The organism is Microtetraspora malaysiensis (assembly GCF_001528665.1).
Taxonomy (GTDB): domain Bacteria; phylum Actinomycetota; class Actinomycetes; order Streptosporangiales; family Streptosporangiaceae; genus Microtetraspora_A; species Microtetraspora_A malaysiensis.
The window spans coordinates 43,220-69,607 of sequence record NZ_BBYJ01000009.1; the positions used below are offsets into that span (position 1 = coordinate 43,220).

At 70.8% G+C, this 26,388-nt stretch carries 19 protein-coding genes; 10 read left to right on the forward strand and 9 right to left on the reverse strand.

Annotated elements, in window-relative coordinates; all coding sequences use genetic code 11:
- Positions 1 to 35: 35 nt before the first annotated feature.
- Positions 36 to 1,175: a cytochrome P450 gene (locus AWQ71_RS12415; RefSeq protein WP_245658243.1), complete on the forward strand. Its 1,140-nt coding sequence runs from the start codon at positions 36 to 38 to the stop codon at positions 1,173 to 1,175.
- On the opposite strand, the gene AWQ71_RS12420 is transcribed toward AWQ71_RS12415, so the two are convergent.
- Entirely contained in the window at positions 1,162 to 2,238 is a 1,077-nt protein-coding gene (locus tag AWQ71_RS12420) for a GNAT family N-acetyltransferase (protein WP_067132327.1), read from the reverse strand. The two genes, AWQ71_RS12415 and AWQ71_RS12420, sit on opposite strands and share 14 nt — an antisense overlap.
- Positions 2,239 to 2,318: 80 nt before the next feature.
- Between AWQ71_RS12420 and AWQ71_RS12425 the strand changes: the two genes are divergently transcribed.
- Complete coding sequence (locus AWQ71_RS12425) at positions 2,319 to 3,719, forward strand: GH39 family glycosyl hydrolase (protein ID WP_067131739.1); 1,401 nt, start codon at positions 2,319 to 2,321, stop codon at positions 3,717 to 3,719.
- Between the two features lie 11 nt (positions 3,720 to 3,730).
- Here the strand turns inward: AWQ71_RS12425 and AWQ71_RS12430 are convergent, their stop codons facing one another.
- From AWQ71_RS12430 to AWQ71_RS12450, 5 genes are all read right to left on the reverse strand, one after another.
- Positions 3,731 to 7,324 carry a lipopolysaccharide biosynthesis protein gene (locus tag AWQ71_RS12430; RefSeq protein WP_067131742.1) on the reverse strand — a complete coding sequence of 1,198 codons (3,594 nt, stop codon included), beginning with the start codon at positions 7,322 to 7,324 and terminating at the stop codon, positions 3,731 to 3,733.
- Between the two features lie 154 nt (positions 7,325 to 7,478).
- Positions 7,479 to 8,222: a glycosyltransferase family 2 protein gene (locus AWQ71_RS12435; RefSeq protein ID WP_245658244.1), complete on the reverse strand. Its 744-nt coding sequence runs from the start codon at positions 8,220 to 8,222 to the stop codon at positions 7,479 to 7,481.
- Positions 8,223 to 8,845: 623 nt separating this feature from the next.
- Positions 8,846 to 10,189, reverse strand: a complete 1,344-nt coding sequence (locus tag AWQ71_RS43740) for a peptidoglycan recognition protein family protein (protein WP_067131747.1) — start codon at positions 10,187 to 10,189, stop codon at positions 8,846 to 8,848.
- Positions 10,190 to 10,384: 195 nt separating this feature from the next.
- Positions 10,385 to 10,861, reverse strand: a complete 477-nt coding sequence (locus tag AWQ71_RS12445; RefSeq protein WP_067131750.1) for a peptide deformylase — start codon at positions 10,859 to 10,861, stop codon at positions 10,385 to 10,387.
- Positions 10,862 to 11,071: 210 nt separating this feature from the next.
- Complete coding sequence (locus tag AWQ71_RS12450) at positions 11,072 to 11,929, reverse strand: PAC2 family protein (protein ID WP_067131753.1); 858 nt, start codon at positions 11,927 to 11,929, stop codon at positions 11,072 to 11,074.
- A gap of 193 nt (positions 11,930 to 12,122) precedes the next feature.
- On the opposite strand from AWQ71_RS12450, the gene metH reads away from it, so the two are divergent.
- The 8 genes from metH to AWQ71_RS12490 all read left to right on the forward strand — a co-directional run bounded on the left by metH (position 12,123) and on the right by AWQ71_RS12490 (position 23,439).
- Positions 12,123 to 15,587 carry a methionine synthase gene (gene metH / locus AWQ71_RS12455; RefSeq protein ID WP_067131756.1) on the forward strand — a complete coding sequence of 1,155 codons (3,465 nt, stop codon included), beginning with the start codon at positions 12,123 to 12,125 and terminating at the stop codon, positions 15,585 to 15,587.
- A 141-nt stretch (positions 15,588 to 15,728) separates the two neighbouring features.
- A complete protein-coding gene (locus AWQ71_RS12460) occupies positions 15,729 to 16,370 on the forward strand; it encodes an HAD family hydrolase (protein WP_067131760.1) in 642 nt (213 codons plus the stop codon).
- Positions 16,371 to 16,517: 147 nt separating this feature from the next.
- Complete coding sequence (locus AWQ71_RS12465; RefSeq protein ID WP_067131762.1) at positions 16,518 to 16,997, forward strand: cellulose synthase; 480 nt, start codon at positions 16,518 to 16,520, stop codon at positions 16,995 to 16,997.
- Positions 16,998 to 17,403: 406 nt separating this feature from the next.
- Positions 17,404 to 18,396, forward strand: coding sequence for an ABC transporter permease (locus AWQ71_RS12470; RefSeq protein ID WP_067131765.1), 993 nt, complete (start codon positions 17,404 to 17,406; stop codon positions 18,394 to 18,396).
- Positions 18,397 to 18,447: 51 nt separating this feature from the next.
- A complete protein-coding gene (locus AWQ71_RS12475; RefSeq protein WP_067131768.1) occupies positions 18,448 to 20,220 on the forward strand; it encodes an ABC transporter substrate-binding protein in 1,773 nt (590 codons plus the stop codon).
- Between the two features lie 77 nt (positions 20,221 to 20,297).
- A complete protein-coding gene (locus AWQ71_RS12480; protein ID WP_067131770.1) occupies positions 20,298 to 21,317 on the forward strand; it encodes an ABC transporter permease in 1,020 nt (339 codons plus the stop codon).
- Positions 21,314 to 22,339 (forward strand): ABC transporter ATP-binding protein, encoded by a 1,026-nt coding sequence (locus tag AWQ71_RS12485; protein WP_067131773.1) that lies wholly within the window; start codon positions 21,314 to 21,316, stop codon positions 22,337 to 22,339. Before AWQ71_RS12480 ends, AWQ71_RS12485 begins: the two co-directional genes overlap by 4 nt.
- Positions 22,336 to 23,439: an ABC transporter ATP-binding protein gene (locus AWQ71_RS12490; protein ID WP_067131776.1), complete on the forward strand. Its 1,104-nt coding sequence runs from the start codon at positions 22,336 to 22,338 to the stop codon at positions 23,437 to 23,439. The genes AWQ71_RS12485 and AWQ71_RS12490 overlap by 4 nt, the downstream gene beginning before the upstream one ends.
- Positions 23,440 to 23,463: 24 nt before the next feature.
- Here AWQ71_RS12490 and AWQ71_RS12495 read toward each other — a convergent pair whose 3' ends face one another.
- From AWQ71_RS12495 to AWQ71_RS12505, 3 genes are all read right to left on the reverse strand, one after another.
- Complete coding sequence (locus AWQ71_RS12495) at positions 23,464 to 24,147, reverse strand: response regulator (RefSeq protein ID WP_067131779.1); 684 nt, start codon at positions 24,145 to 24,147, stop codon at positions 23,464 to 23,466.
- A complete protein-coding gene (locus AWQ71_RS12500) occupies positions 24,147 to 25,370 on the reverse strand; it encodes a sensor histidine kinase (RefSeq protein ID WP_084258819.1) in 1,224 nt (407 codons plus the stop codon). The genes AWQ71_RS12495 and AWQ71_RS12500 overlap by 1 nt, the downstream gene beginning before the upstream one ends.
- Before the next feature lie 103 nt (positions 25,371 to 25,473).
- Positions 25,474 to 26,337, reverse strand: coding sequence for a RecB family exonuclease (locus AWQ71_RS12505; protein ID WP_067132331.1), 864 nt, complete (start codon positions 26,335 to 26,337; stop codon positions 25,474 to 25,476).
- Positions 26,338 to 26,388: the final 51 nt, after the last annotated feature.

Here is a 26,388-nt window from a genome sequence, read left to right on the forward strand (position 1 = left end):
AGGCTTTCGCGTGGCTCAGGGAGCAAGAGCGTCCTTTGTTCTTCGCCCAGCCCAAGGTCCCCCTGGCGCGCGCGGGCAAGGGTTTCTACGCGCTAGTCCGCCACTCGGACGTGACCGAGGCGAGCAGGAACGGCGCGGTTTTCGCCAACAGCCCGGCGGTTACTAATCCAGAACCCCCCAAATGGGTGAAATACATCTACGGCGACTCGCTGGAGAACAAGGACGCCCCCGAGCACACCCGGCTGCGGCGCATCGTCTCCCGCGCGTTCGCCCCCCGCATGATGGCGCGGCTGGAGGAGCCCATGCGGCGGCGCGCGGAGCAGGCCGTGAGCGCCCTGGCCGCGCACGGTCCGGGCGACTTCGTCGAGCTGGTCACGCAGGACTACACCACGCACGTGGTCTGCGACCTGCTGGGCATCCCGGACGAGGACCGGCCGCAGGTCATGCGCTGGGTCCGCGACACCGTGGAGTACCAGGCGGTGCGCAGTGACCCCAAGGGGATGCTGCGGCACGCGCTGAAGAACACCAGGGCCACCTTCGGCCTGCGCAACCTGGTGATCCGGTTGGGCAGGCAGCGGCGCCGGGACCCCGGCGACGACGTCATCTCCGCCCTGGCGGGCGCCGACGTCGAGGGCGAGCGGCTGACCGGCATGGAGCTGGGCGCGTTCTTCCTGCTCCTCGTGGTGGCCGGCATCGACACCCCCGGCCACACCATGTCGCACGCGCTCGCGCTGCTGAGCGAGCACCCCGAGCAGCGCGAGCTGCTGCTCTCGGACTACGACCGCCACATGCCCGGCGCGGTGGACGAGATCGTGCGCTACGCCTCGCCCATCACCCAGCTCCAGCGCACCGTGACGAAGGAGTACGAGCTGCGCGGGCAGCGGCTCGCCCCCGGGGACAAGGTGGTGCTGTTCTACAACTCCGCCAACCGGGACGAGCGGGTCTTCACCGACCCCGGCGTCTTCGACATCACCCGCGGCCCCAACCCGCACGTCGCCTTCGGCGGCCCGGGCGCCCACTACTGCCTGGGCGCCCACCTGGCCAAGCGCGAGCTGACCGTACTCTTCCAGGAGCTGTTCACCCGCCTGCCGGACATCCGGCTCGCCGCGCCCCCCGAGCCCATGGTGTCCACGTTCAATCACGCCATCCGGCGGCTGCCCGTCACGTTCTCCTGAGCCGGGCGTAGGTCTTGAGTACCCGGTCCGCGCGGTCGCGCAGGACGGGGTTGGCCAGCACGGTGTTGCGCAGCGCGCGCACCGGCGTGCGGGCCAGCCACTGTACGGCCGCGCCCGGCGACGGCCGGGCCACCCGGCCCTCGGCCACCTCCAGGTCGCGGGTCTTGAGCTTCTCCTTGTAGTCCTTCTCGCCCCGGCCCATGTCGATCAGCGTCAGGCCCATCGCGGCGAAGTCCCGGGCGATGTCCAGGTGCATGACCATGCCGGGGGAGTAGCGGGCGTACTCGACGTCGTAGGTGGGGAACCACATGCACAGCCGGGTCCCGGTGCGCAGGCCGAAGTGCCCGGCGATCAGCCGGTCCCCGGCGTACAGCAGCGACAGGGCGCCGGCGAAGCGGTCGGTGCGGATCGCGTGCAGCCGCTCCACCAGCTCGACGATCCACGGATGCGCGAACCTGTCCGTGCGGCCGGTCCTGCGGTACTGCGCCGACTTCCAGGCGAGTAGCTCGCGCAGCGCGGCACCGTCGGCGGACTCGGCGACGTGCCTGACCTCGCCCACCTCACGGCCGAGCCGTCCGCGCTGGTAGCGCGTCATCTTGTGCGTCTTCGGGGAGCGCCGCCGCAGCGCGGTGAGGTACGCGTCGAACCCGTCGGCGATGTCGATGGCCGGGGACGGGAAGCGGGCCGCGTGGTGGGGGGCGAACATCGGCTGCGCCACGGAGAGGTGGTCGAACTCCCACGTGGCGAGGCCGGCGGCGCGCAGCAGCCGTCCGGCGTCGAGCTCCAGGCCCTGCGCGTACACCATGCCCTGCAGGTCGGTGAGCCCCGCCGCGACCGGGCGGCCGATGCCGAGGCGGTGTTTCTCGAACGGAAAGAATCCCGCGATTCCCGAACCGTCGCCGATGACGGCCACACGCACGTACGGGCGGAGGATCCCGACATTCTGGACGAACTCGGGGGACAGAAAGGGATTGTCCTGTTCCGGATCCGCGTCCTGGAACTTTCGCCACCGATCGAGTTCCGGTTCGCCGAGATCACTGGGATGGATCACAGAAATCTGCACCACGCCATAATCTCGCTTTAAAGCCGATAAGCGACCCCAATCGCCCGCAAGGTCTATCTCGCCTCGATATTCTTTCGCGCGTGGGACGGCACTCGACCGGTACGGGGTCGCCTCGTTGGCCGCTCGCGGTCGGCCTCCTTGTGGTGACGGTCGCCGCGATGGCGGCGATCCTCGGGGGCGCCGCCGCCCGGCGCTCCGGAGGCGCGGGTGGCGCGACGACGGCGCCGCGCCCGGTCTCCGCGGTGACGCCGCTCTCCTTCGAGGGGGCGGCGGGCCCGCCTGAGCGGTGGCCGCGCTGGGGCATGACCCACACGCAGTACAGCGTGACCGAGGACGAGCCGGCGGCCGCGGAGCGCGCGCGGGCGGAGCTGGGCGCCCGGCCCGTCGTGCAGAACCAGCACATCATGGGGTTCGGGGCGGGCAACCCGGAGCCCGAGCCGGGGGCGTACGACTTCTCCTCCCTGGACGAGCGGGTGCGGCTCATGGCGGAGACCGGGGCGGCCCCGGTCCTCACGCTCTGCTGCGCCCCCGACTGGATGAAGGGCGGGCGCCCCGGCGCGACCGACTGGAGTCTGCTGGAGGTCGCCCCGCGGCGCGAGCACTTCGCCGACTTCGCCCGGCTGGCCGCGGCCGTGGCCCGGCGCTATCCCAACATCCGCCACTTCATCGTGTGGAACGAGTTCAAGGGCTTCTGGGACGGCCCGCGCCGGGAGTGGAACGCCGCCGCCTACACCGAGCTGTACAACCAGGTGTACGACGCGCTCAAGGCGGTGAACCCGGCGATCAAGGTGGGCGGGCCGTACGTGCCGGTGGCCAGCCGGGCCGGGGACGCGGCCGGCTCCGAGGTCGCCGGTCCCTGGGGCGCGGTGGACCCCAAGGTGCTCAAGGCGGTGGACTACTGGCTGCGCCACAAGCGGGGCGCGGACTTCGTGGTCGTCGACGGAGGGGTGACCGGCGAGGACGGTCGGTCCCGGCCGGACGAGTTCGGGGCGCTCGGCAAGTTCGGCGCGATGACCACGTGGCTGCGCGAGCGCTCCGGCCTGCCCGTGTGGTGGGCCGAGTTCTACCCGCTGCCCTGCGCCTCACTGGAGCCGGGCGGCGCCTGTCCCGCGCTCGACTGGGACGAGCGGCGCCGTACGGCGGTGACGGCGGCGGCGCTGATCGAACTGGCCGCGAGCGGCGCGGACACCGCGCTCTACTGGGACACCCACCGGCCGAAGACCCGCGACTGCCCGCTCTGCCTGTGGTCGGGAGACGACGGCACCCCGCGGCCCGCGCTGGCGCTGCTGCGGGACTTCGCCCACCGGTTCCCCGAAGGGACCGAACCGGTCGCCGTGGACGTCTCGACGCCCCAGGTGCGCGCTCTCGGCGGTGTCGGACGGACGATCGTCGTGAACACGACCGACCGCCGTCTCACCGCCCGGGTGGACGGCCGCGAGCTGACGCTCAAGCCGTACGAGGTGCGCTGGACGGACCGCTGACCGGCTGACCGTCAGAGGCCGAGGGTGAGAAAGCGCTCCACCACGACGGCCAGCGCGATCACCGCCAGGACGGCGGCGGCCTGAATGAGGCGGCGGCGCGTCCGCGTCCGCGGCGACCCGGTCAGCCGCATCGTCTCGGCGGAGATCAGCGCGCCGGTGTACAGGACGACGGCGGCGACGCCCACAGGCGTCCAGGGGGTGCCGCCGGGCGGAGTCACCGTGAGGTCGGGCGCCGGGGGGACCGAACCCGCCGGGGGCCGGCGCAGCGCGTAGACCGCGGCGTCCCGGTTCGCGTACAGCGTGACGAGGTCGGGGGAGGCGGCCATGGCCCCGCGCATCCGGACGCCCCAGTCGCGGGGGAACCCGTCGCCGAGCGGGTCGGTGACCTCCATCATGGTCTCCTGGCTGCGCGCGGCCAGCAGGAAGGTGCCCGGCCCCGTCTCACGCAGTGCCGCCACGATCGGCGCGACGTCGGTGGGATCGACCGGCGGGGAGACGCCCAGCCACTCGATCCGCTCGACGTGCTTCTCCCGCCACGGGATCACGCTGTAGGCCGTGTCGCCCGTCACCGTGCCGGGTTTCTCCTCGGTCGGGGTCAGCATCAGGACGCGCGCGCTCGGCTTGTCGTGGGCGTAGATGTAGTCGAGCGCCGCGGCCTCACCGGAGGTCACCCGCTCGAACTGCTCGTTGCCGTACTTGGCGATGTAGAAGCCGCCGGCGAGGCTGAGCACGGTCACGAAGGCGAGCGCCATCGGGAGACGGGCCCGCAGCCGCACCAGGGCGGAGCGGGCCGGCCGGGTCTGGCGGACCTCGCGCAGCCGCACGCTGTCGGGCGAGCTGGGGAAGAACGCGTACGCCGCGAGCAGGCAGGCCCCGGGCAGCATGAAGAAGTAGACGCGCAGCCCCATCTCGCCGCCGTAGCTCTGCATGGCCATGGCGGACACCGGCAGCACGGTGAGTACCAGGGCGACCCGGTCGATCACCCGGCGCCGCAGCCGGCGCAGCAGGCCGATCCCGGCCAGCAGCGCGAGCGCGACGGCGAAGCCGAGCCGCACCTTCAGCACGAGCGCGTGCACCGGGTCGCCGGTCGAGGCGGCGATCCGGCCGGTGGTGTTGGTGGTCAGGTTGTTCACCAGCGACCCGAAGGCGCCGAACATGTCCCCGAGGTGACCCGCCCAGTACGGCGTGGCCAGGTAGCTCACCCACGCGACGGCCAGCCCGCCGACCAGCCACGGCAGCGTGCTCAGCGAGCAGCGCCGTACGATCACCAGGCCGAGGGCGGCCGAGGTCATCATGAACGGGGTGATCTGGTGGCTCGCGGTGGCCGCGGCGCCGAGCACGATCAGGACGGCGAACAGCACGATCCGCGTCATCCCGTCCGCGGGGCGGGAGGCGAACTCGCCGGGGTCCGCCGCGTCGAGCAGCCGGGCGATCCGGCCGAACACCGTACGCGGCGGCCGGCCCGGCCCGGCGCGCTCCTCCCTGCCGAACCAGGTGACGATGATCGCCAGGAACAGCAGGTACATGAAGTACGTGGTGCCCTGCGGCGAGAAGTAGTCCTGGCCGATCCACTGGAGGGTGACGAACAGGATCGCGGCCAGCCACTTGGCCCGCCGGTCGGCGCGCATCCGGCGCAGGATCAGCAGCAGGGGGACCAGGTAGAGGATGTTCGCGGCGACCGGGTACCAGTTCATGAACTGGCGCAGGTCGTCCATGCCCATCGCGCTGCCGACGAAGGCGAACAGCGAGAAGAACCCGGGCCAGCTGAAGCGCGCGTCCAGGCCGGGCAGCGTCTCGCCGCTGCGCGCGATGAACTCCACGAACCCCGCGTGCAGCCAGGCCGTCGGGAACCGCGGCTCGCCGGAGACGAGCGCCGACGCGCCGTGCAGGCAGAAGGTGACGGCGAAGAGCTGCAGGAGCAGCAGGACCGGACGGTAGCGGCGCTGCGTCAGCGTCACGAAGAACGACGCGATGAGCAGCGCCAGACCGCCGAGCGCCACCGGAGGGAGGACGGAGACCAGGCCGAGGCCGTTCATCCGGTCCGCGTCGACGCCGGTCAGCGAGGTGCGCGGGGTGACCAGCGCGATCACGAAGATCGCGAAACCCTCGGTGGCGAGCACCGGCAGCACCCAGCGTCGCGCCCGTTCCGCCCAGCCCGGCCCGGGGCCGCCGGCGCGGGTCGGCACGGCCCGGCCGAGCGAGGAGACGAGGGCGCCGGCACGGTGGGGGATGGTGGCCACGGAGACCATCATGCGTGAGACCGGGCCGGTCGGGGCGTGTCCCGGGACGATCAACGCGCGCAGCAGGGAGGGCGCGATCGCGAGCGCCACCGCGAGCTGCGCGACCAGGAGGGCCGTGCCCACGCCGTTGATCCCGAGGCGGGGGAGCAGCAGGAAGGCGCCGCCGAACGCGAGGGCGCACATCGCGCCCTGGACGACGGCGAGCGTCCTGGCGCGGCTGCGCGCCCGCAGCACGCCCAGATAGATCTCGATCACCGCGCGGGGCAGCGCGGCCAGGGCGATGAGCCGCAGCAGGGCGGTCGCGTGCGCGGCGTGCCCCGGCCCGAACACCGCCATGACGTACGGCGCGAGCACGACGACGGCGAGCACTGCCGGGGCGAGGACCGCCAGCGAGCGGGCGAGCGCACGGCGGGCGTGCCGGGCGAGCCCGGCCGAGTCGAAGACGGCCTCCACGGTCAGCGAGGAGGCCATCGTGAAGGCGAGCATCTCCAGGATGCCGCCCAGCATCCCGGTGCTGTAGTAGTAGTTGTACGTCGTCGCGTCCACGTGGACGCCCACGATCACCGGCAGCAGATACGTGATCGCCAGGATGAACGTGGATCCCAGGTAGTCGCCCGCGAGGAACCGTCCGACGGCGCGCAGGGTGGGCGGCGTGCGGTCCGCGGTGTCGCGCGCGTGGCGCGGGACAAGCCTGCGGAACATCAGCAGGTTGACCGGCACCATGGACAGCGCGACCGCGACCACCCACGACACGGTGATCCCGGCCGCGGGCAGGAGCCGGGCCAGCGCGACCAGCAGCACGATCTTGACGAGGCTCGACCCGATGGTGCTGAACGGGACCCAGGTCGCCTTCCGCAGCCCGGTCAGCGCCACGTCCTGGAGGGTGAAGACGACCCAGACGAGCACCGCGCCGACGAACAGCGTCCCCGGGCCGAGCCCGGCCAGGTCGCGGTAGTTGTCCCCCCACCGGTCCAGGGTGAGCAGGAAGACCACGGTCGCCAGGCCCGCCGCGGCGAGGGAGACCAGGTAGACCGAGCGGATGAACCGGCCCGTCGCCCGGCCGGCGTCCGGGATGAACCGCGTGAGGGTGCCGACGAAGCCGAACGACGTGATCGCGGCGAGAAGGCGCATCGCCCCGATCGCGGCCATCGCGCGGCCGCCGTTCGCCGTGTCGTACAGGCGGGCCGCGAGCACCCAGTAGATCAGGCCGAGTCCGCCGGAGCCGACCGCGCTGACCATGAGCGCGTACGCGTTCCTGAGCAGGGGGTCGCGCAGGCCGAGGGTGAAGCGTGCGCCGCGAGTCGCGCGCCCCTGATCCTCCCGCGTCACGTCGTCGGGCGTCGTGCGAGGGAGGATCTCAGTCACGGGGCTGCTTCCAGCGGCACAGCGGGTACCCCCACATCGGGCCGGACGGCGACGCCGCGCCGCGGGCGGCGGCACGGCAAGATCGACGTGATTGTCCGGCAGGACACCGCCGCGCCGCAAGGGGAATCGCGAAGCGGCGGAGCCGTGCGGACGGTCACGCGGCCCCCTGGTCGGCCGCCGCGGGCGGGGCCTGGGCGGGGGTCCGGACGGGCGCCGCCGTCCGCTTCGCGCGCTCGCGCACGATCGTCTTGAGCACCCGCCACCCGTCCCGGACCGCGCGCAGGTTGCTCGTCCCATGAATGCGGTTGCGCTCGTGGCTGGGGATCTCGTGCACCCGCAGCCCGGCCTTGGCGACGCGGATGTTCATCAGCGTCTCGACTTCGAAACCGTCGCAGTCGAGGCCGAGCACGTCGAGGTGGCGGGCCCAGAAGGCGTTGTAGCCGTAGCACAGGTCGGTGTAGCGGGTGCCGTAGAGCCGGTTGACCAGCGTGCTGAGCACGAAGTTGCCGAGGCGCCGGCAGAGGGTGATGTCGTCGCTGCCGCCGCCGCTGGCGAACCGCGACCCCTTGGCGTAGTCGGCGCCGGCGACCAGCGCGCCGACGAACCTGATGATCTCGCGGCCGTCGGTGGAGCCGTCGGCGTCGATCATCACGATGATGTCGCCCGTGCAGGCCGCGAACCCGGCGGCCAGCGCGTCGCCCTTGCCCTTCCCGCTCTGCTGGACCACGCGCAGGCCGGGCCGCAGCCGCCGGGCCACCGCGACGGTGTCGTCGGTCGAGTTGCCGTCGACCAGGACGACCTCGCTCACCCAGCGGGGGAGCGTGGCGAAGACGTGCGGGAGGTTCTCGGCCTCGTTGAGGGCGGGGACCACGACGCTGACGCGCGGGGATATCGCCATATCAGGCGTTAAGCGGATAAATCCGTCGCTGGACGGCTTGTGAGTGAATGTCGTTAAATGTGAACGCGAGATAGATTTGGTGCTCTCGGGGTTCATGTTATGAGGATCCTCCGGGGGCATTCGGGGCATGGTGCTGACGGCGTCATCGGCGCGGGGGCACATTGCCCGTCGCTATCAGCGAGGACGTTGGAACGTACCTGTTAGGTCTCGCGACGGCCCGGTCAGGTTGGCAGGACGACCGAAAATCCGGCGAAAAACGAGGGCTACGTTACATTCCTGATCTATGTCCCGGGCGGCCGATCGCGTGGTACGCCTTTTGCCCCGATTTTCGAGCGGATCTCGCGCAATGCCCCCACACCCTCGCCGAACTCGGTCTTCGCGCCGACGCGGGGCACGGAATCGGAGGAGGGATAAACCGCGTGACCCCCGGCGGCGGCTGATCGTTAAACTCATCTGACCAAGCGCGCGGTAGGGTGTCAACGCTGACGTCCGGATTCCTCGTCCCGTTTACCGCGTTCCCAAAACGTGATCCAACCGTCGTGCGCCGCCTGGCCGGCCCCCGATGCGGCCGCGCGGGCGTGGAAACGGTCCGATCCCACGCCCGCGCCGAGCCCGTCAATTCGTCAGTCCGTAATGTCGCGCCGTCCCAAGGACGGGCCGTGCTCGAAGGGCACGCCGCTCCCGAGGAAGTCCCCCCTGCCCGGAAGCGCGAGCCGTCGCGGCGGCCGGCGCTCGAACGGCACCGGCGGCGCGGCCCGCGCCGCCCGGGCCGCCAGGGCAGCCGCCTGCCCGGGGTCCTGGAACTGCGCCATCCGCCGGACCACCTGGCGGCGCAGCTCCGGCAGGTATGCGTAGAAACGGTCGCCGGGACACGACGTGGTGTTGAGGTCGCGGTGGCCGACGATCGCCACGGTCGGGTCGAGCCCGTAGACCCCGCAGAGCCAGGCGGCGAGGCGGGTCAGCGCGTCGATCTGCCGCTGCGGAGGCAGCTCCTTCATGTACGTGCCCTCGGTCTCGATGCCGAGCGTGTGGTTGTTGTGGTTGGCCGTGTGCGCGCCGACCACGTGCTCCCCGCGCGCGATGGCGGCGAGCGTGCCGTTCCTCCCCTCCATGACGTAGCCGCCGCGGCTGACCGTGAACTGCTGGCCGATGTCGTTCCAGCCGTTGCGGTACATGTGGTAACGCTGGATCGCCTGCGAGAGCCGGAAGGCGGCGTCGATCCCGGTGTCGGAGACGTTGGCGGTCGCGGTGTGGTGGATGACGATCCGGTCGGGCCCGTGGTGCACCACCTGGGCGCGCCGCCGCGGCGCGCGGGCCCGCCACTCCTGCCGGGTATAGATGTGCGGCGGGAGGGCTAACGCGGTTCCCGTGGTGAGCCGGGCGATCGGCGCGGCCCCCCGCAGGCCCGTGCGCGTCGTGCCCGTCTTACCCGTCATGCCCGTCATGCCTGTGCCCGCGCTGGTCGCGCCCGTCGCCACTGTGCCGGCCATCTCTGCGCGGGCCATCTCGGTGCCCGTCATCTCCATGCCGGCCATCGCCGTGTCGGCCATCTCGGTACCGGCCATCTCTGTGCCGGCCGTCCCCACCGCCGCGCCCGCGGCAGTGCCGGTCGCCGCGCCGCCCGAAGCGGCGCTGGCGGCGCCTGCGGCACCGGCCGGTTGCGCGGCCGCCGCAGTGCCCGCGGGCGCCCCGGTCGTCGCGGCCCCGCCGGTCGGCGCGCCCGGCGTGCCTGGTGCGCCCGGCGTCCGCGTGCTCCCCGGCGCGCCCGGGGGAGCGGGCGGCCGGAGCAACGCTCCGCCCGCGATGCCGCCTCCGAGCGCCAGGAACGCCCGCCTGCTGAGCGCGGGCGAGTCGTTCGCCGCAGCCGGTGTGAGACCGCGTGTGCGTACGACCTCGGGAGCCGGCCCGAGGTCGCCGGGACGTGCGGGCTCACCAGTCGGCGTGAGACCGCGGTGGAACACGGACATGTTGACCCTCCCCGAGTTGAGCGTGGATTCTCGGGGTTTCCACATCCGCTGGGGAGGTCGAAGCCATCGTCCCCAAGGTCGGAGACGGCTACTCCTCGCGGTCGGATAGTGACAGATATGTCCGCTGTCCTGTCCTGCGCCCTGTTTGGCGCCATTTCCACCCGGTCTGGCGGGCGGAACCGGCCGCGGCGGCCGTCACGGGATGGCGGCGAGGAAGCGCTCCCGCTCCTCTGCGGGCAGGTGGTCGATGAAGAGGACACCGTCCAGGTGGTCGGCCTCGTGCTGGAGCACCCGCGCCAGCGTGCCGATGGCGCGCACCGTGATCGGCTTGCCGTACATGTCGCGGCCGCGGGCGACGGCGGAGAAGGAGCGTTCCAGCGGCCACCACATCCCGGGAGCCGACAGGCACGCCTCGTCGGCCCGGATCAGCCGGCCGGAGGCCTCCAGGCGCGGGTTGACGATGTGGCCGGCCCGCCCCTCCACCTCGAAGGCGATCACCCGGAGCGGGACGCCGATCTGGGGCGCGGCGAGCCCCGCCCGTCCCGCCCCGGCCCGCATGGTCGCGGTGAGCGCCCGGACGAGGTCGCGTACGGACCGGTCGAAGGCGGTGACCGGTTCGGCTACGTCGCGTAGCGAAGAATCACCGAACATGCGGATCTGCCGGACAATCATGCACGCTCCCCGCGGCTACGACGACACCACAACGAAATGCCCACACCGGGCGCGGTCCAATCTCGGGTAGATCCCCATTACACCGTTGCCGCCGCGGAACCGATGACGCGCCGCGCGCCATGTGCGATCTTCGTGTGGTTGCGGAGAGTAATCGTGCGCGGATCGCCGCCCGGCCTTGGGCGACGCCTCGGGTTGTTCGCTTCCGGCCGGTCAGCCGTCGGTGCCGCGGTCCCTGCGCCTCAGGTAGCGCTCGAACTCGGCCGCGATGGCGTCGCCGCTCGCCTCGGGCAGCTCGGTGGCGTCCTTGCGCTCCTCCAGCTCGCGGACGTACTCGGCGACCTCGGTGTCCTGCGCGGCCAGTTCGTCCACGCCGTGCTCCCACGCCCTGGCCTCCTCGGCCAGGTCGCCGTACGGCATCGGCAGGTCGAGCATGTCCTCGATCCGGCGCAGCAGCGCGAGGGTGGCCTTGGGGTTCGGCGGCTGGGCGACGTAGTGCGGCACCGACGCCCACAACGAGACGGTGCGCAGCCCGGCCGAGCCGAGGGAGTGCTGGAGTACGCCGACGATGCCCGTCGGGCCCTCGTACTTGGTCAGCTCCAGGTTGAGCGCGCGCGCCATCCCGGGGTCGCTCACCGAGCCGGTGATCGGCACCGGCCGCGTGTGCGGCGAGTCGTTGAGCAGCGCGCCCAGCAGCACCGCCAGCTCCACGCCGAGCTCATGGCACAGGCCCACGATCTCCGCGCAGTACGAACGCCAGCGCATGTTCGGCTCGATGCCGCGCAGCAGCAGGACGTCGCGCTGCGCGCCCGGCGGCCGGGCGAGCAGCAGCCGGGTGGTCGGCCAGACGATGGACCGGGTCAGGCCGTCGTCGCCCATCTCCACCAGTGGCCGGGTCACCTGGAAGTCGTAGTAGTCCTCCGGGTCCAGCTCGACCAGCGGGGTGGCCTTCCACTCCGACTCAAGGTGCGCGAGCACTCCGCTGGACGCTTCCCCCGCGTCGTTCCACCCTTCGAACGCGGCGATCAGCACCGGGTCGACGAGCTCAGGGAGCCCTTCGAGCTCGATCACGCGCCGCCTCCTTCACTGGCCCACAGGGATGTGACCTTTTCATAAGACTATTCGGTGGGGAGCCTCCGGCGTCACCCACGCGCCCAACATGATCGTCCGCTCCGGCGCGGGACGGAACCGGGCGCGGACCCCGCGCGTTCTTATTGGCCGTATTGTCCAATAGGCCTGGCGCGGGGCCGGATAGGCTTGGCCCATGACGAGTGGACTGTCCTTCCGTAGAGCCCTGTCCGAGCGCGTGCTTGTGGCGGACGGGGCGATGGGCACGATGCTGCAGTCCTACGACCCCACGATCGACGACTTCCAGGGGCACGAGGGCTGCAACGACGTCCTCAACGTCAGCAGACCCGACATCGTGCGGGCCGTGCACGACGCCTACCTCGCGGTGGGCGTCGACTGTGTCGAGACCAACACCTTCAACGCCAACCACGCCGCGCTCGGTGAATACGGCATCTCCGACCGCATCTTCGAGCTGTCCGAGGCCGGCGCCGGCCTCGCCCGCGAGGAGGCCGACCGCTGGTCCACTCCGGAGCACCCCCGCTTCGTGCTCGGCTCGATGGGCCCCGGCACCAAGCTCCCCACACTCGGCCACCTGCCGTACGCCACGCTCCGTGACGCGTACCGTGACAACGCGGCGGGCCTGATCGCCGGCGGCGCCGACGCCATCATCATCGAGACGTGCCAGGACCTGCTCCAGGTGAAGGCCGCCGTGGTGGGCGCCAAGCGGGCCGTCGAGGCGGCCGGCCGCGACGTTCCGGTCATCGCCCAGGTGACGATCGAGACCAACGGCGCCATGCTGCTCGGCTCGGAGATCGGGGCCGCGCTGACCGCGGTCGAGCCGCTCGGCGTCGACATGATCGGCCTCAACTGCGCGACCGGGCCGACCGAGATGAGCGAGCACCTGCGCTACCTGGCCCGGCACAGCCGGCTGCCGCTGTCGTGCATGCCCAACGCCGGCCTGCCGGAGCTCACCGCCGACGGCGCCCACTATCCGCTCACGCCCGCGGAACTCGCCGACGCGCACGAGGCGTTCACCCGCGACTACGGCCTCGCCCTGGTCGGCGGCTGCTGCGGCACCACCCCCGAGCACCTGCGCCACGTCGTCGAGCGCATTCGCGGCCGGCGGCGCGAGGCCCGGCGTCCCCGTCCCGAGGCGGGCGCGTCCTCGCTCTACCAGCACGTGCCGTTCCGGCAGGACACCTCCTTCCTCGCCATCGGCGAGCGCACCAACGCCAACGGGTCCAAGGCGTTCCGCGAGGCGATGCTCGCCGGGAACCATGAGGAGTGCGTCGAGATCGCCCGGGCGCAGGCCCGGGACGGCGCCCACATGCTGGACCTGTGCATCGACTACGTCGGTCGCGACGGCGTGAACGACATGCGCGAGCTGGCGTTCCGGTTCGCCACCGCCTCCACACTGCCGATCGTGATCGACTCCACCGAGCCCGCCGTCATCGAGGCCGGCCTGGAGATGCTCGGCGGCCGGGCCGTCGTCAACTCGGTCAACTACGAGGACGGTGACGGGCCCGACTCGCGGTTCACCCGGATCATGCGGGTGGTCAGGGAGCACGGCGCGGCCGTCGTGGCGCTGACCATCGACGAGGAGGGCCAGGCCCGTACGACCGAGAGCAAGGTCAGGATCGCCGACCGCCTCATCGAGGACCTGGTCCACAACTGGGGCATGCGGGTCGAGGACATCATCGTCGACTGCCTCACGTTCCCCATCGCCACCGGCCAGGAGGAGACCAGGCGCGACGGTCTGGAGACCCTGGAGGCGATCCGCGAGCTCAAGCGGCGCCACCCCACCGTGCAGACGACGCTGGGCCTGTCCAACATATCGTTCGGCCTGAACCCGGCCGCCCGCATGGTGCTGAACTCGGTCTTCCTCAACGAGTGCGTCAACGCCGGGCTCGACTCGGCGATCGTCCACGCGTCCAAGATCCTGCCGATGTCGCGGATCCCCGACGAGCAGCGCCAGGTCGCGCTCGACATGGTGTACGACCGACGCCGCGAGGGCTACGACCCGCTGCAGCGGTTCATGGAGCTGTTCGAGGGCGTGGACGCCGCCGAGCTGAAGGCGACCAAGGCCGCCGAGCTGGCGGGGCTCCCGCTGTGGGAGCGGCTCAAGCGCCGCATCATCGACGGCGAGAAGAAGGGCCTGGAGGCCGACCTGGACGAGGCGCTCGCGCAGCGGCCCGCCCTGGAGATCATCAACGACGTGCTGCTCGACGGCATGAAGACGGTCGGCGAGCTGTTCGGCTCCGGCGAGATGCAGCTCCCGTTCGTGCTCCAGTCGGCCGAGGTGATGAAGAGCGCGGTCGCCTACCTGGAGCCCTACATGGACCGGGTCGATGGAGGCGGCAAGGGGCGCATCGTCCTCGCCACGGTCAAGGGTGACGTGCACGACATCGGCAAGAACCTCGTGGACATCATCCTGTCCAACAACGGCTACGAGGTGGTCAACCTCGGCATCAAGCAGCCGGTTTCGGCGATCCTGGAGGCCGCCGAGGACAAGAAGGCCGACGTGATCGGCATGTCCGGTCTCCTGGTGAAGTCGACGGTCATCATGAAGGAGAACCTGGAGGAGATGAACTCCAGGGGCATGGCCGAGAGATTCCCCGTGCTCCTCGGCGGCGCCGCGCTGACCCGGGCGTACGTCGAGCAGGACCTGGCCGACCTGTTCCAGGGCGAGGTCCGCTACGCCAGGGACGCCTTCGAGGGCCTGCGGCTGATGGACGCCTTCATGGCGGTCAAGCGCGGCGAGCAGGGCGCGGAGCTGCCCGCGCTGCGCGCCCGCCGGGTGAAGACCGGCGCGGTCCTCACCCGCACCCCGGTCGAGCAGCTGCCCGCCAGGTCCGACGTCGCCGCGGACAACCCCGTCCCGCGCGCGCCCTTCCTCGGCGACCGGGTGGTCAAGGGCATCCCGCTCGCCGAGTACGCGTCCTTCCTCGACGAGCGGGCCACCTTCATGGGCCAGTGGGGCCTCAAGGCGGCGCGCGGCGGCGAGGGGCCGTCCTACGAGGAGCTCGTCGAGCTGGAGGGCCGCCCGCGGTTGCGCATGTGGCTGGACCGGCTGCAGACCGAGGGGCTGCTCGAGGCGGCCGTCGCCTACGGCTACTTCCCGTGCGTCAGCGAGGGCGACGACCTGGTCATCCTCGACGAGGCCGGCAACGAGCGCACCCGCTTCACCTTCCCGCGCCAGCGCCGGGACCGGCACCTGTGCCTGTCGGACTTCTTCCGGTCGCGCGACTCCGGCGAGGTGGACGTGGTCGCCTTCCAGGTGGCCACGATGGGCAGCCGCATCAGCGAGGCCGCCGCCGAGCTGTTCGCGAAGGACTCCTACCGCGACTACCTGGAGCTTCACGGCCTGTCCGTCCAGCTCACCGAGGCGCTCGCCGAGTACTGGCACGCCCGGGTCCGCTCCGAGCTGGGCATCGGCGGCGACGAGACGCTGGCCGACATGCTCAAGGTCAACATCGCCGGGTGCCGCTACTCCTTCGGCTACCCGGCCTGCCCGAACCTGGAGGATCAGGTTCAGCTGATGGAGCTGCTCGACCCGTCGCGGATCGGGGTGACCCTGTCGGAGGAGTTCCAGCTCCACCCCGAGCAGGCCACGTCCGCGCTCGTGGTCCACCACCCGGAGGCGAAGTACTTCAACGTCTGAGCGACCCCGCGCGCGATCAACCGGATGCGCCCGTATAGCATGGCTGACCTGCGCATCCGTTGATCGTGACCTCTCGGGGCTCCCCCGGCACGCGGCGACGCGCCTGGTTCACCCGGTACGGCGAAGCGGCAAGGGGGAAGCTTGGACGCGGTTCTCTTCGACATGGACGGGCTGCTGGTCGACACCGAGAAGGTGTGGTTCGAGGTGGAGTCCGAGGTGGTGGCCCGCCTCGGCGGCACCTGGGGTCCCGAGCACCAGGGGCAGCTCGTGGGCGGCTCGTGGGAGCGCAGCATCGCCTACATGCTCAAGGTGACCGGGGCCGAGGTGGCCCCGTCCATCGTGGGGGAGTGGCTGCTCGACGGCATGGAGCAGCGGCTCGCCGACGGGGTCGAGACCATGCCGGGCGCCCTCGACCTGCTCCGCGCGATCATGGAGGAGGGCGTGCCCATCGCGCTGGTCACCTCGTCGCTGCGGGTGATCGCCGACTCGGTGCTGAAGTCCGTCGGCCGCGAGCACTTCGACGTCATCGTCACCGCCGACGACGTCACCTGGACCAAGCCGCACCCCGAGCCGTACCTCACCGCGACCAGCCTGCTCTCCGTCGATCCCGCGCGCTGCGCGGTGCTGGAGGACTCCCCGAACGGCGTGGCCTCCGCGTCGGCGGCCGGATGCCGGGTGGTCGCGGTGCCCAGCCTGGTGGCCATCGACCCCGCGCCCGGGCGGGTCGTCGTTCCGTCGCTGTGCCACGTGGACGTCGCGCTTCTGCGCGGCCTCATCGGCTGACCGGCTCCCACGCGGCTCCTCGCGGCACGTCCCCGACCCCGTCCGCGTGATCTCAGGGGGATCTCAGGGTCCTCCCGGCGATCTCGGGGCACTCGCCCGGCGGCGGCGCGTGCCAGGATGGAACGAACGCCGTAAAAGGAGCATGTCATGTCCTTCACCGCCATCGCCTGGACGCCGCTGTGCGTCGGAATCACCGTCGTGGGGCTCGTGCTGAGCTACCTGGCGTTCCGCCGCCGGGGGCTGGCCGCCGGGCTGCGCGCCACGGCGTGGTCATTGCTGCCGCTCGCCGCGCTGCTGACCGGGATCCTGGAGACACTGTGGAACGTTGTCTCCGCACTGGTGTCCTTCGTGACCCGTCTGGTCCTGTCGCCCATGGTGTGGACGGGCATCGTCCTGGCCGGCCTGTCCGTCCTGCTCTTCGTCGTCTCCGGCGCGCTGCGCGGGCGTGCCGTCACGCGGGACCGCAAGGGGTCCGCCGCCGCGGACGCCTCCACGGCGGCCCCCACCGGAGCCCCCGCCGCGGCGCCCGCCGGAAAGGCCAAGCCGGTCGAGCGTTCCGCCCAGCCCGCCGCCGCGGACGACTTCTCCGACATCGAGGACCTCCTCCGGAAGCGCGGCATCGACTGAGTCGGCCCGGCCGCTTCGGCGCGGCCGCTTCGGCGCGGAGCGCGCGGCCGGGCGACTCCGGTGCGCGAGATCCCGTATGGCGGGAATGTCATGATTCTGAGACGGAACTGAAACGGCTCTCGGACATTCCTTGCAAGATCAGTACGAATAAGTTTCGCGTCAATCACAGTTGGGCCACATAGACCCCCTTTGGGCTTGTTTATGCAGCTCAGAACGTAGATCCTCCCTTCTGGGACCCGGGGGCTGCCGGGACCGCAGGAGAACGTCTGGATCCCAGGGGGCCGACACGCATGGCCGCGCGCAGCAAGGTCATCTATACGCACCGCATCCCGGTCGCGGAGTCGACGCCGCATCTCACGGTGAAGCGCGAGACGGCGCTTCCGGCGCACATGACGGGTGAGGGCCGATGACGGCGCCGCTCGACGTGCCGGACGCGTCGGTGGACCCCGCATCGGCACCCGCGATCGCCGGAGCCGGCGTCGCCGCCATCCAGGGCCGCTCGCTGGGACAGATCGCCTGGATGCGGTTGAAGCGCGACAAGATCGCCATCGCCGGCGCGCTGGTCGTCATCTTCCTGATCTTGGTCGCCGTCTTCGCGCCCCTCCTCGTCAAGGCGTTCGGACAGGACCCGACCCAGTTCAACTCCGATCTCATCGACGCGTCGACCATGGCGCCGAAGGGTGGCACGGGCATCAGCGCCGACCACCTGTTCGGCCTTGAGCCGGTCAACGGCCGCGACATCTTCAGCCGGGTCGTCTACGGCGCGCGCATCTCCCTGCTCATCGCCTTCCTGGCCACCCTGCTGTCGGTGGCGATCGGGACGCTCCTGGGCGTCACAGCAGGCTACTTCGGCGGCCTGGTCGACTCGATCATCAGCAAGGCGATGGACGTCTTCCTCGCCTTCCCGCTCCTGGTCTTCGCCATGGCGCTGGCCGGCATCATCCCCGACAGCGCGTTCGGCCTGTCCGGCGACACCTTGCGCGTCGCGATGCTGGTCTTCGTCATCGGCTTCTTCAACTGGCCGTACATCGGCCGGATCGTCCGCGGCCAGACGCTGTCGCTGCGCGAGCGCGAGTTCGTCGACGCCGCGCGCAGCCTCGGTGCGCGCGGGCCGTACGTCATCTTCCGTGAGATGCTGCCCAACCTGGTCGCGCCGATCCTGATCTACTCAACACTGCTGATCCCCAGCAATGTGCTGTTCGAGGCGGCACTGTCCTTCCTCGGGGTGGGCGTGCGCCCGCCGACACCCACCTGGGGCGGCATGCTGTCGGACGCGGTGCGGTTCTACACGATCCCGCACTTCATGTTCTTCCCCGGCATGGCGATCTTCATCACCGTACTGGCCTTCAACCTGTTCGGTGACGGCCTGAGGGACGCCCTCGACCCGAAGGCTCGCTGATCCTCTCCCGATTCCCTGTTGTTCCCCGCCACGAAACCAAGGGGTTTGTAGATGAAGAGAAGAACCACGACGGGCGCGGCTGCGCTGGGTGCGGTGCTCGCCCTCGCGCTGTCCGCCTGCGGCGGCGGCTCTGGCTCGACGCCGAAGGACTCGGCGCAGCCCGCCGACCAGGGGGGCAAGGCAGAGTTCAACGCCGCCCTCACGGGGATCGTCAACCCGTCGGACAAGAAGGGCGGGGTCCTCAAGTTCGCCAACGAGGGTGACTGGGACTCCCTCGACCCGGGCGACACGTACTACGGCTACTCCTGGAACTTCGTCCGGCTCTACGGTCGCTCGCTGCTGATGTTCAAGTCGGCGGTGGGCAAGGAGGGCAACGAGCTCGCGCCTGACCTGGCTGAGGGCATGGGCCAGCCGAGCGACGACGCCAAGACCTGGACGTACAAGCTCAAGCAGGGCGTCAAGTTCGAGGACGGCACGCCGATCACGTCCAAGGACGTCAAGTACGCCGTGCTGCGCTCGCTCGACAAGGAGGTGTTCCCCGACGGGTACACCTACTTCAACGACTTCCTGGACCTGCCGAAGGGCTACAAGGGCCCGTACAAGTCCAAGGGCGTCAATACCGACCAGGCGATCGAGACGCCGGACGACCAGACGATCGTCTTCCACCTGAAGCAGTCGCTGAGCAACTTCGACTACTTCGCCCAGCTTCCCGCGACCATCCCGGTCCCGGAGGCCAAGGACACTGGTGCGAAGTACCGCGAGCACGTGATCGCCTCTGGGCCGTACATGTTCCAGAAGAACGAGATCGGCAAGGGCTTCACGCTGGCCCGCAACCCCAACTGGGACCCGGCCACCGACCCGAACCGCCGCGCGCTCCCGGACGGCTACGAGGTCACGACCAACGTCAACGCCGACGACATCGACAACCGGATCCTCTCCGGCGACCTCGACGTCGCGGTGCTCGGCACCGGCATCAAGCAGGCGGCCCTCGGTCGTGTCCTCGGCGACCCGACGGTCAAGGCCAACTCCGACAACCCGACGAGCACCCGCCTCTGGTACACCTCGATCAACGGCAACGTCCCGCCGCTGGACAACATCGACTGCCGTAAGGCCGTTCAGTACGCCGCGAACAAGGTGGACTACCAGACCGCCTTCGGCGGCGAGTTCGCCGGCGGTCAGATCGCGACCAGCATGCTCCCGCCGGCGATCCCCGGTCACGAGGACTTCAACCTCTACCCGCCGGGTGCCGACAACAAGGGCGACCTGGAGAAGGCGAAGGAGTCCCTGAAGGCCTGCGGTCAGCCGGACGGCTTCGAGACCAACATCGCCTACCGCGTCGAGCGTCCGAACGAGAAGGCCGCGGCCGAGGCGCTGCAGCAGGCCCTGGGCCGGGTCGGCATCAAGGTGACGCTCAAGGGGTTCCCGCAGGCGGACTACTTCGCGCTGTACGCCGGCAAGCCGGGCTTCGCGAAGGACAACAAGATCGGCCTGGCCCAGAACGGCTGGCAGTCCGACTGGCCTGACGGTTTCGGCTTCTTCGGCCAGATCGTCGACAGCCGCGTCATCCGCGACACCGGCGGTTCCTCGAATGTCAGCGTCCGGGACCCCGAGGTCGACAAGCTGCTCGACCAGGCGATGGCGGAGACCGACGAGGCCAAGCGCAACGCGATCTGGACCGCGATCGACAAGAAGGTCATGGAGGACGCCTACGTCCTGCCCGGCATCTGGACGAAGACCCTCATTGTCCGTAGCAAGAACGCGACGAACGTCTTCGTGAACGACGCGTACGGCATGTACGACTACCTGGGCCTCGGCGTCAAGTAATCGCGAAACCGATCCGACACACCTGAGCACGGCAGGGGGCCGGCCCGTTCGGGCCGGCCCTCGGAGCCGGGGGGACTGTGGTCACATACATCATCAGGCGGCTGATCTGGGCGGCCGTGATGCTCACCATTGTGAGCATCATCACGTTTGCCATCTTCTTCCTGGTGCCGCGCCTGGCGGGCGCGACGCCGGAGAGCCTCGCCGCTCGCTACGTCGGCCGTACCGCCAACGCGGAACAGGTGCAGATCGCCGCCGAGAAGCTCGGCTTCAACGATCCCCTGGTCGTGCAGTACGGACGATTCGCCAAGGGCATCGTCGCAGGCGCGGACTATGACTACGGTCCGGGCGTGGAGCACTGCCCCGCTCCGTGCTTCGGCTACTCCTTCCTCACCCGGCTGCCCGTCTGGCCGGACCTGCTCGACCGCCTCCCGGTGACGATGTCGCTGGCGTTCGGCGCGGCGATCATCTGGGTGCTGGCGGGTGTGGCGACCGGCGTGGTGTCCGCCCTCAAGCGGGGCAGCTTCTTCGACCGGGCGGCGATGACGATCGCGCTCGGCGGCGTCTCCCTCCCGATCTTCTTCACGGGCATCGTGTCGATGGTGGTGTTCAGCTACGGCAACCCGTTCTCGATCACCGCGCCGGGCGGCAGTTACACCCCGCTCCTGGACGACCCCGTGGCCTGGGCGTACAGCCTGGTCCTGCCGTGGGTCACCCTCGCCTTCCTGTACGCCGCCGGATACGCGCGGCTCACCCGGGCCGGGATGCTGGAGACGATGAACGAGGACTATATCCGCACTGCTCGGGCCAAGGGGCTGGCCGAGCGTACGGTGGTGCTCAAGCACGGCCTGCGCGGCGCGCTCACCCCCCTCGTGACCATCTTCGGTCTCGACGTCGGCCTTCTTCTGGGCGGAGCGGTGCTCACCGAGAGCACCTACTCCTTGCCCGGCATGGGCAAGTACGCCATCGACGCCATCACGAACCAGGACCTGCCCAAGGTCATGGGCGTGGTCCTGTTCGCCGCGTTCTTCGTCGTCGTGGCGAATCTGATCGTCGACCTGCTGTACGCCGTGGTCGACCCGAGGGTGAGGTTGGCGTGACCTTCCTGGAACTGAAGGATCTGCGGATCCACTTCCCGAGCGACGACGGTCTCGTCAAGTCGGTGGACGGGCTCTCGTTCCGGCTGGAGCGGGGCAAGACCCTCGGCATCGTCGGCGAGTCCGGCTCGGGCAAGAGCGTCACCAGCCTCGGCATCCTCGGCCTGCACAAGGGCGGCCGCGCCAAGATCTCCGGTGAGATCTGGCTGGACGGCGAGGAACTGGTGAGCGCGAGCGCCGAGCACGTGCGTACGCTGCGCGGCAAGAAGATGGCGATGATCTTCCAGGATCCGCTGTCCGCGATGCACCCGTTCTACACGGTCGGCGCGCAGATCATGGAGGCGTACCGGATCCACCACGACGTGAGTAAGAAGGTCGCGCGCAAGCACGCGATCGAGATGCTCGACCGGGTCGGCATCCCGCAGCCTGACCGGCGGGTGGACAGCTACCCGCACGAGTTCTCCGGTGGCATGCGGCAGCGCGCCATGATCGCCATGGCGCTGAGCTGCGACCCCGAGCTGCTCATCGCGGACGAGCCGACGACGGCCCTCGACGTGACCGTCCAGGCGCAGATCCTCGACCTGATGCGCGACCTGCAGCGCGACTTCAACGCCGCGCTGATCGTCATCACCCACGACCTGGGCGTGGTTGCCGAGCTGTCCGACGACATCCTGGTGATGTACGCGGGCAAGGCCATCGAGTACGGCACGGCCGAGGACATCTTCGAACGGCCGGAGCATCCGTACACCTGGGGTCTCCTCGGCTCGATGCCCCGCCTCGACCGGGAGCGCACCGAGCGCCTCCTGCCGATCAAGGGCTCGCCGCCCTCGCTGATCAACGTGCCGCCGGGGTGCGCCTTCCACCCGCGCTGCACGTTCGCCGACCGCACCGGCGGCAGGTCCACCTCGGAGGTCCCCGAGCTCCTGGAGAGCGAGGGCGGTCACCTGGTGCGCTGCCACCTGTCCCGCGACGTCCGGCGCACCGCCTGGGAGAACGAGATCAAGCCCAATCTGGAGGCGTCGTGAGCGAGCGTGGGACGCCGGCCGGAGCCGGCGCGGCCCGGGATCCTCTGCTGAGCGTGCAGGACCTGCAGAAGCACTTCCCGGTCACGAAGGGGCTGCTCAAGCGGCAGGTGGGTGCGGTCAAGGCCGTCGACGGCATCAGCTTCGACGTCTTCAAGGGCGAGACCCTCGGCCTGGTCGGGGAGTCGGGCTGCGGCAAGACGACCACCGGACGGCTGATCACCCGGCTGATCGAGCCGACCGGCGGCAAGATCCACTTCGAGGGCCACGACATCACCCACATGTCGCAGGGGCGGATGCGGCCGCTCCGCCGCGACGTCCAGATCATCTTCCAGGACCCGTACAGCTCGCTGAACCCCCGCCACACGGTGGGCGCCATCGTCGGCGCGCCGTTCCGGATCCAGGGGATCAAGACCGAGCAGGGCACCAAGAAGGCGGTCCAGGAGATCCTGGAGATGGTCGGGCTCAACCCCGAGCACTACAACCGCTACCCGCACGAGTTCTCCGGCGGCCAGCGCCAGCGCATCGGCATCGCGCGCACGCTCGCGCTCAAGCCCAAGCTGATCATCGCCGACGAGCCGGTGTCCGCGCTCGACGTGTCGATCCAGGCGCAGGTGGTCAACCTCCTGGAGGACCTGCAGAACGAGCTCGACCTCACCTACGTGGTGATCGCGCACGACCTGTCGGTGGTCCGGCACATCAGCGACCGGGTCGCGGTGATGTACCTCGGCAAGATCGTCGAGCTGGCCGACCGCAAGAGCCTGTACGAGGCGCCGATGCACCCGTACACGAACGCGCTCCTGTCGGCGGTGCCGCTCCCGGACGTGAAGCGGCGCAAGGAGCGCGACCGCATCCGGCTGCTGGGAGACGTGCCCTCGCCGCTCAACCCGCCGCCCGCGTGCCGCTTCCACACCCGCTGCTGGAAGGCGCAGGAGGTCTGCTCTAAGGTCGAGCCGCCGCTGCTGGCGCTCGCGTCCGGCCACCAGGTGGCCTGCCACTTCCCGGAGAACGCCCCCGCGGGCGCGACCGGCGCCGAGCCGGCGGACGGGAACGGTACGCAGGGAGAGGCCGCGCCGGGGGAGGGCGCGACGACCTCCTCGTGACGCGCGGTCACGCCGGGCGGCCCCTCAGGAGCGGGCGCCCGGCGTGATCAGCCCGGTCTCGTAGGCGAGGACGACGGCCTGCACCCGGTCGCGCAGGGACAGTTTGGTCAGCACGTTGCCGACGTGCGTCTTCACCGTGGTCTCGCTGACCACCAGCTTCGCCGCGATCTCGGCGTTCGACATGCCCTTGGCGATGAGCTGGAGCACCTCCAGCTCGCGCTCGGTCAGCCGGTCGAGGCGGGCCGGGACCGCGCGCTCCTGCGCGGACGGCAGCCGGGTGGCGAACCGGTCGAGCAGCCGCCGGGTGACGCTCGGCGCCACGATCGCGTCGCCCCCCGCCACCACCCGGATCGCCTGCACGAGGTCGTCCGGCGGCACGTCCTTCAGCAGGAAGCCGCTCGCCCCGGCGCGCAGCGCCTCCACGATGTACTCGTCCAGGTCGAACGTGGTCAGCACCAGGACCTTGGGCACGTGCGCGCTGGCCGACGCCTCCCGCACGATGCGCCGGGTCGCCTCGATGCCGTCCATGCCCGGCATCCGGATGTCCATGAGGACGACGTCGGGCAGCAGCGCCCGGGACTGTTCCATGGCCATCGCGCCGTCGCCCGCCTCGCCGACGACGGTGACGTCCTGCTCGGCCTCAAGGATGAAGCGAAATCCGGTACGCAGCAGCGGCTGGTCGTCCACCAGCAGCACTCTGATCGGCATCATCTGTCCTTGAGGGGGAAGCGGGCGCTGACCTCGAACCCGCCCCCGTCGCGGGGACCGATTCGCAGGACTCCACCATAAAGGGCGACCCGCTCCTTGATGCCCACAAGGCCGTGACCGGTCCGGGCCGGAAGGTCGGGTTCCGGCGCCGGGCCGCGCCCGTCGTCCTCCACGTGAACCCGCAGCTCGCCGCCCTCCCGGCGGACGGTCACCCACGCCCTGGCCGCCGGTCCCGCGTGCCTGAGGCTGTTCGTGAGCGCCTCCTGGATGAGGCGGTAGGCGGCGAGGTCCACACCGGGCGGGAGCGCCGGCAGGTCGCCCCCCGCGCCGCCCTCGACGCTCAGCTCGGTGCGCAGGCCGGCCTCGCGCATCTGGTCGACCAGCGTGGGCACGTCCTGCATGCCCGGCTGCGGCCCGAGCTCGGCCGGGCCGTCGGTGCGCAGCACGCCCACGATGTTGCGCATCTCCGCCATCGCCGTGCGCCCCATCTCCTCGATGGCGCTCAACGCGTCCCGCGCCACGTCCGGCTTGACCGCCAGCATCTTGCGCGCGGCCGCGGCCTGGACCGTCATGACGCTCACGTGGTGTGCCACGACGTCGTGCAGCTCCCGGGCGATCCGGGACCGCTCCTCGGCCCTGGCGGCCCGGGTGTCGGCCTCCCGCGCCCGCTCCAGCCGGTCGGTACGGTCGACCAGCTCGGCGAGATAGGCGCGGCGCAGCCGCACGCTGCGCCCGCCGATCCAGCAGAGCATGGCGACCACCACCGCGATGACATGGTCCGCCCAGGAGAGCGGCTCGTCGCCCAGCAGCGCGCCCACGGCGTAGCCGAGGCCGGCGACGGAGAGGGCGATCAGGCTGACCGCGAACCCCCGGTGTGCGGCGGCCGAGTAGAGGAGGATCAGCGTCGCGACGCCGCCCAGCCCCGGGTTGAGGTCGAACGCGTGGAGGGCCACCTCGGGCAGCGTGGCGAAGGCCAGCGCGATCAGCGGGTAGCGGCGGCGCAGCGCCACCGGCAGCGTGCACAGCACGGCCAGGACGAGGCCGAGCGCGCCCGGGGCGCGCGGCTCCACCGCTGGGACACCCGCCCAGCTCTCTATCAGCCCGTCGCCCAGCAGCAGGATGAGCGCGAGCGACGCCGCGGTGAGAACCGCCGCGACAGCCGAGTCGGTGATCAGGGGGTGCGATCGGATCGAGGATCTCGCACTGCCGGGGGTGGAGCGCACGCTCCCAATTTACGGACCCCGCCTGAGCGACCGACCCTGCCCCGGGCGGATATTCGGCTCGTCCGAAGGGATGAGTCCCGCGAGGCCTGCCGGGCGGCGGGCGTCACAGCTCGTCGCTGGCCGCCCGGTGGCTGCTCCTGCGCGAGCTGAGCCCCGGGTCACGGTCGGGGACGGGCGGGGGAGTGCCGCCGAACTCGGGGCACAGCTCCTGGTGGTCGCACCAGTCGCACAGCCGCGAGCGCCTGGCCCGCCACTCGCGCGACTGCAGTGAGCGCTCGATCGCCTCCCAGAGCGCCTGGACCTTCCGCTCGGTGGCCCGCAGGTCGGCCTCGTCCGGCACGTACCGGATGATCTCACCGTTGCCGAGGTACATGAGCTGGAGCATGCGCGGCACCGCGCCGCGCAGCCGCCACAGCGCCAGGGCGTAGAACCGCATCTGGAACAGCGCCTTGGCCTCGAACTCCGGGCCCGGCGCGCTGCCCGTCTTGTAGTCGACGACCCGCACCTCGCCGGTCGGCGCCACGTCCAGCCGGTCGATGTAGCCGCGCAGCAGCAGCCCGCTGTCCAGCACCGTCTCGACGTACATCTCGCGCTCGGCCGGTTCGAGACGGCGCGGGTCCTCCAGCGTGAAGTACCGCTCGACCATCCCCCTGGCCTCGGTGAGCCAGCGGTCCCGCTCCTCGTCGTCGGCGAACAGCCCGCCGTACTCCGGGGCCTCGTCGAGCAGCCGCCGCCACTGCGGTTCGAGCAGATCCTGCGCGGCCGCCACCGTGCGGGCCCCCGAGGGCAGGTCGTACAGCCGCTCCAGGACGGCGTGGACCAGCGTGCCGCGGACCGCGGCGGGGGAGGGCTTCTCGGGGAGCCGGTCGATCACCCTGAACCTGTAGAGCAGCGGGCATGTCATGAAATCGCCGGCACGGGATGGGGAGAGGGCGCCGATGATCGCGCGCTCTTCGGTGAGAGCCATGTCCCGCACTGTAGGACACCACGCTGACAGAAACCGGTCCCGGTGCCCGTA

Bases quoted from the DNA above. Each gene is read 5' to 3' on its own strand.
- AWQ71_RS12435 (WP_245658244.1), bottom strand. From the start codon at position 8,222: ATGGCGATATCCCCGCGCGTCAGCGTCGTGGTCCCCGCCCTCAACGAG.
- AWQ71_RS43740 (WP_067131747.1), bottom strand. From the start codon at position 10,189: ATGTCCGTGTTCCACCGCGGTCTCACGCCGACTGGTGAGCCCGCACGT.
- AWQ71_RS12445 (WP_067131750.1), bottom strand. From the start codon at position 10,861: ATGATTGTCCGGCAGATCCGCATGTTCGGTGATTCTTCGCTACGCGAC.
- metH (WP_067131756.1), top strand. From the start codon at position 12,123: ATGACGAGTGGACTGTCCTTCCGTAGAGCCCTGTCCGAGCGCGTGCTT.
- AWQ71_RS12465 (WP_067131762.1), top strand. From the start codon at position 16,518: ATGTCCTTCACCGCCATCGCCTGGACGCCGCTGTGCGTCGGAATCACC.
- AWQ71_RS12470 (WP_067131765.1), top strand. From the start codon at position 17,404: ATGACGGCGCCGCTCGACGTGCCGGACGCGTCGGTGGACCCCGCATCG.
- AWQ71_RS12475 (WP_067131768.1), top strand. From the start codon at position 18,448: ATGAAGAGAAGAACCACGACGGGCGCGGCTGCGCTGGGTGCGGTGCTC.
- AWQ71_RS12495 (WP_067131779.1), bottom strand. From the start codon at position 24,147: ATGCCGATCAGAGTGCTGCTGGTGGACGACCAGCCGCTGCTGCGTACC.
- AWQ71_RS12505 (WP_067132331.1), bottom strand. From the start codon at position 26,337: ATGGCTCTCACCGAAGAGCGCGCGATCATCGGCGCCCTCTCCCCATCC.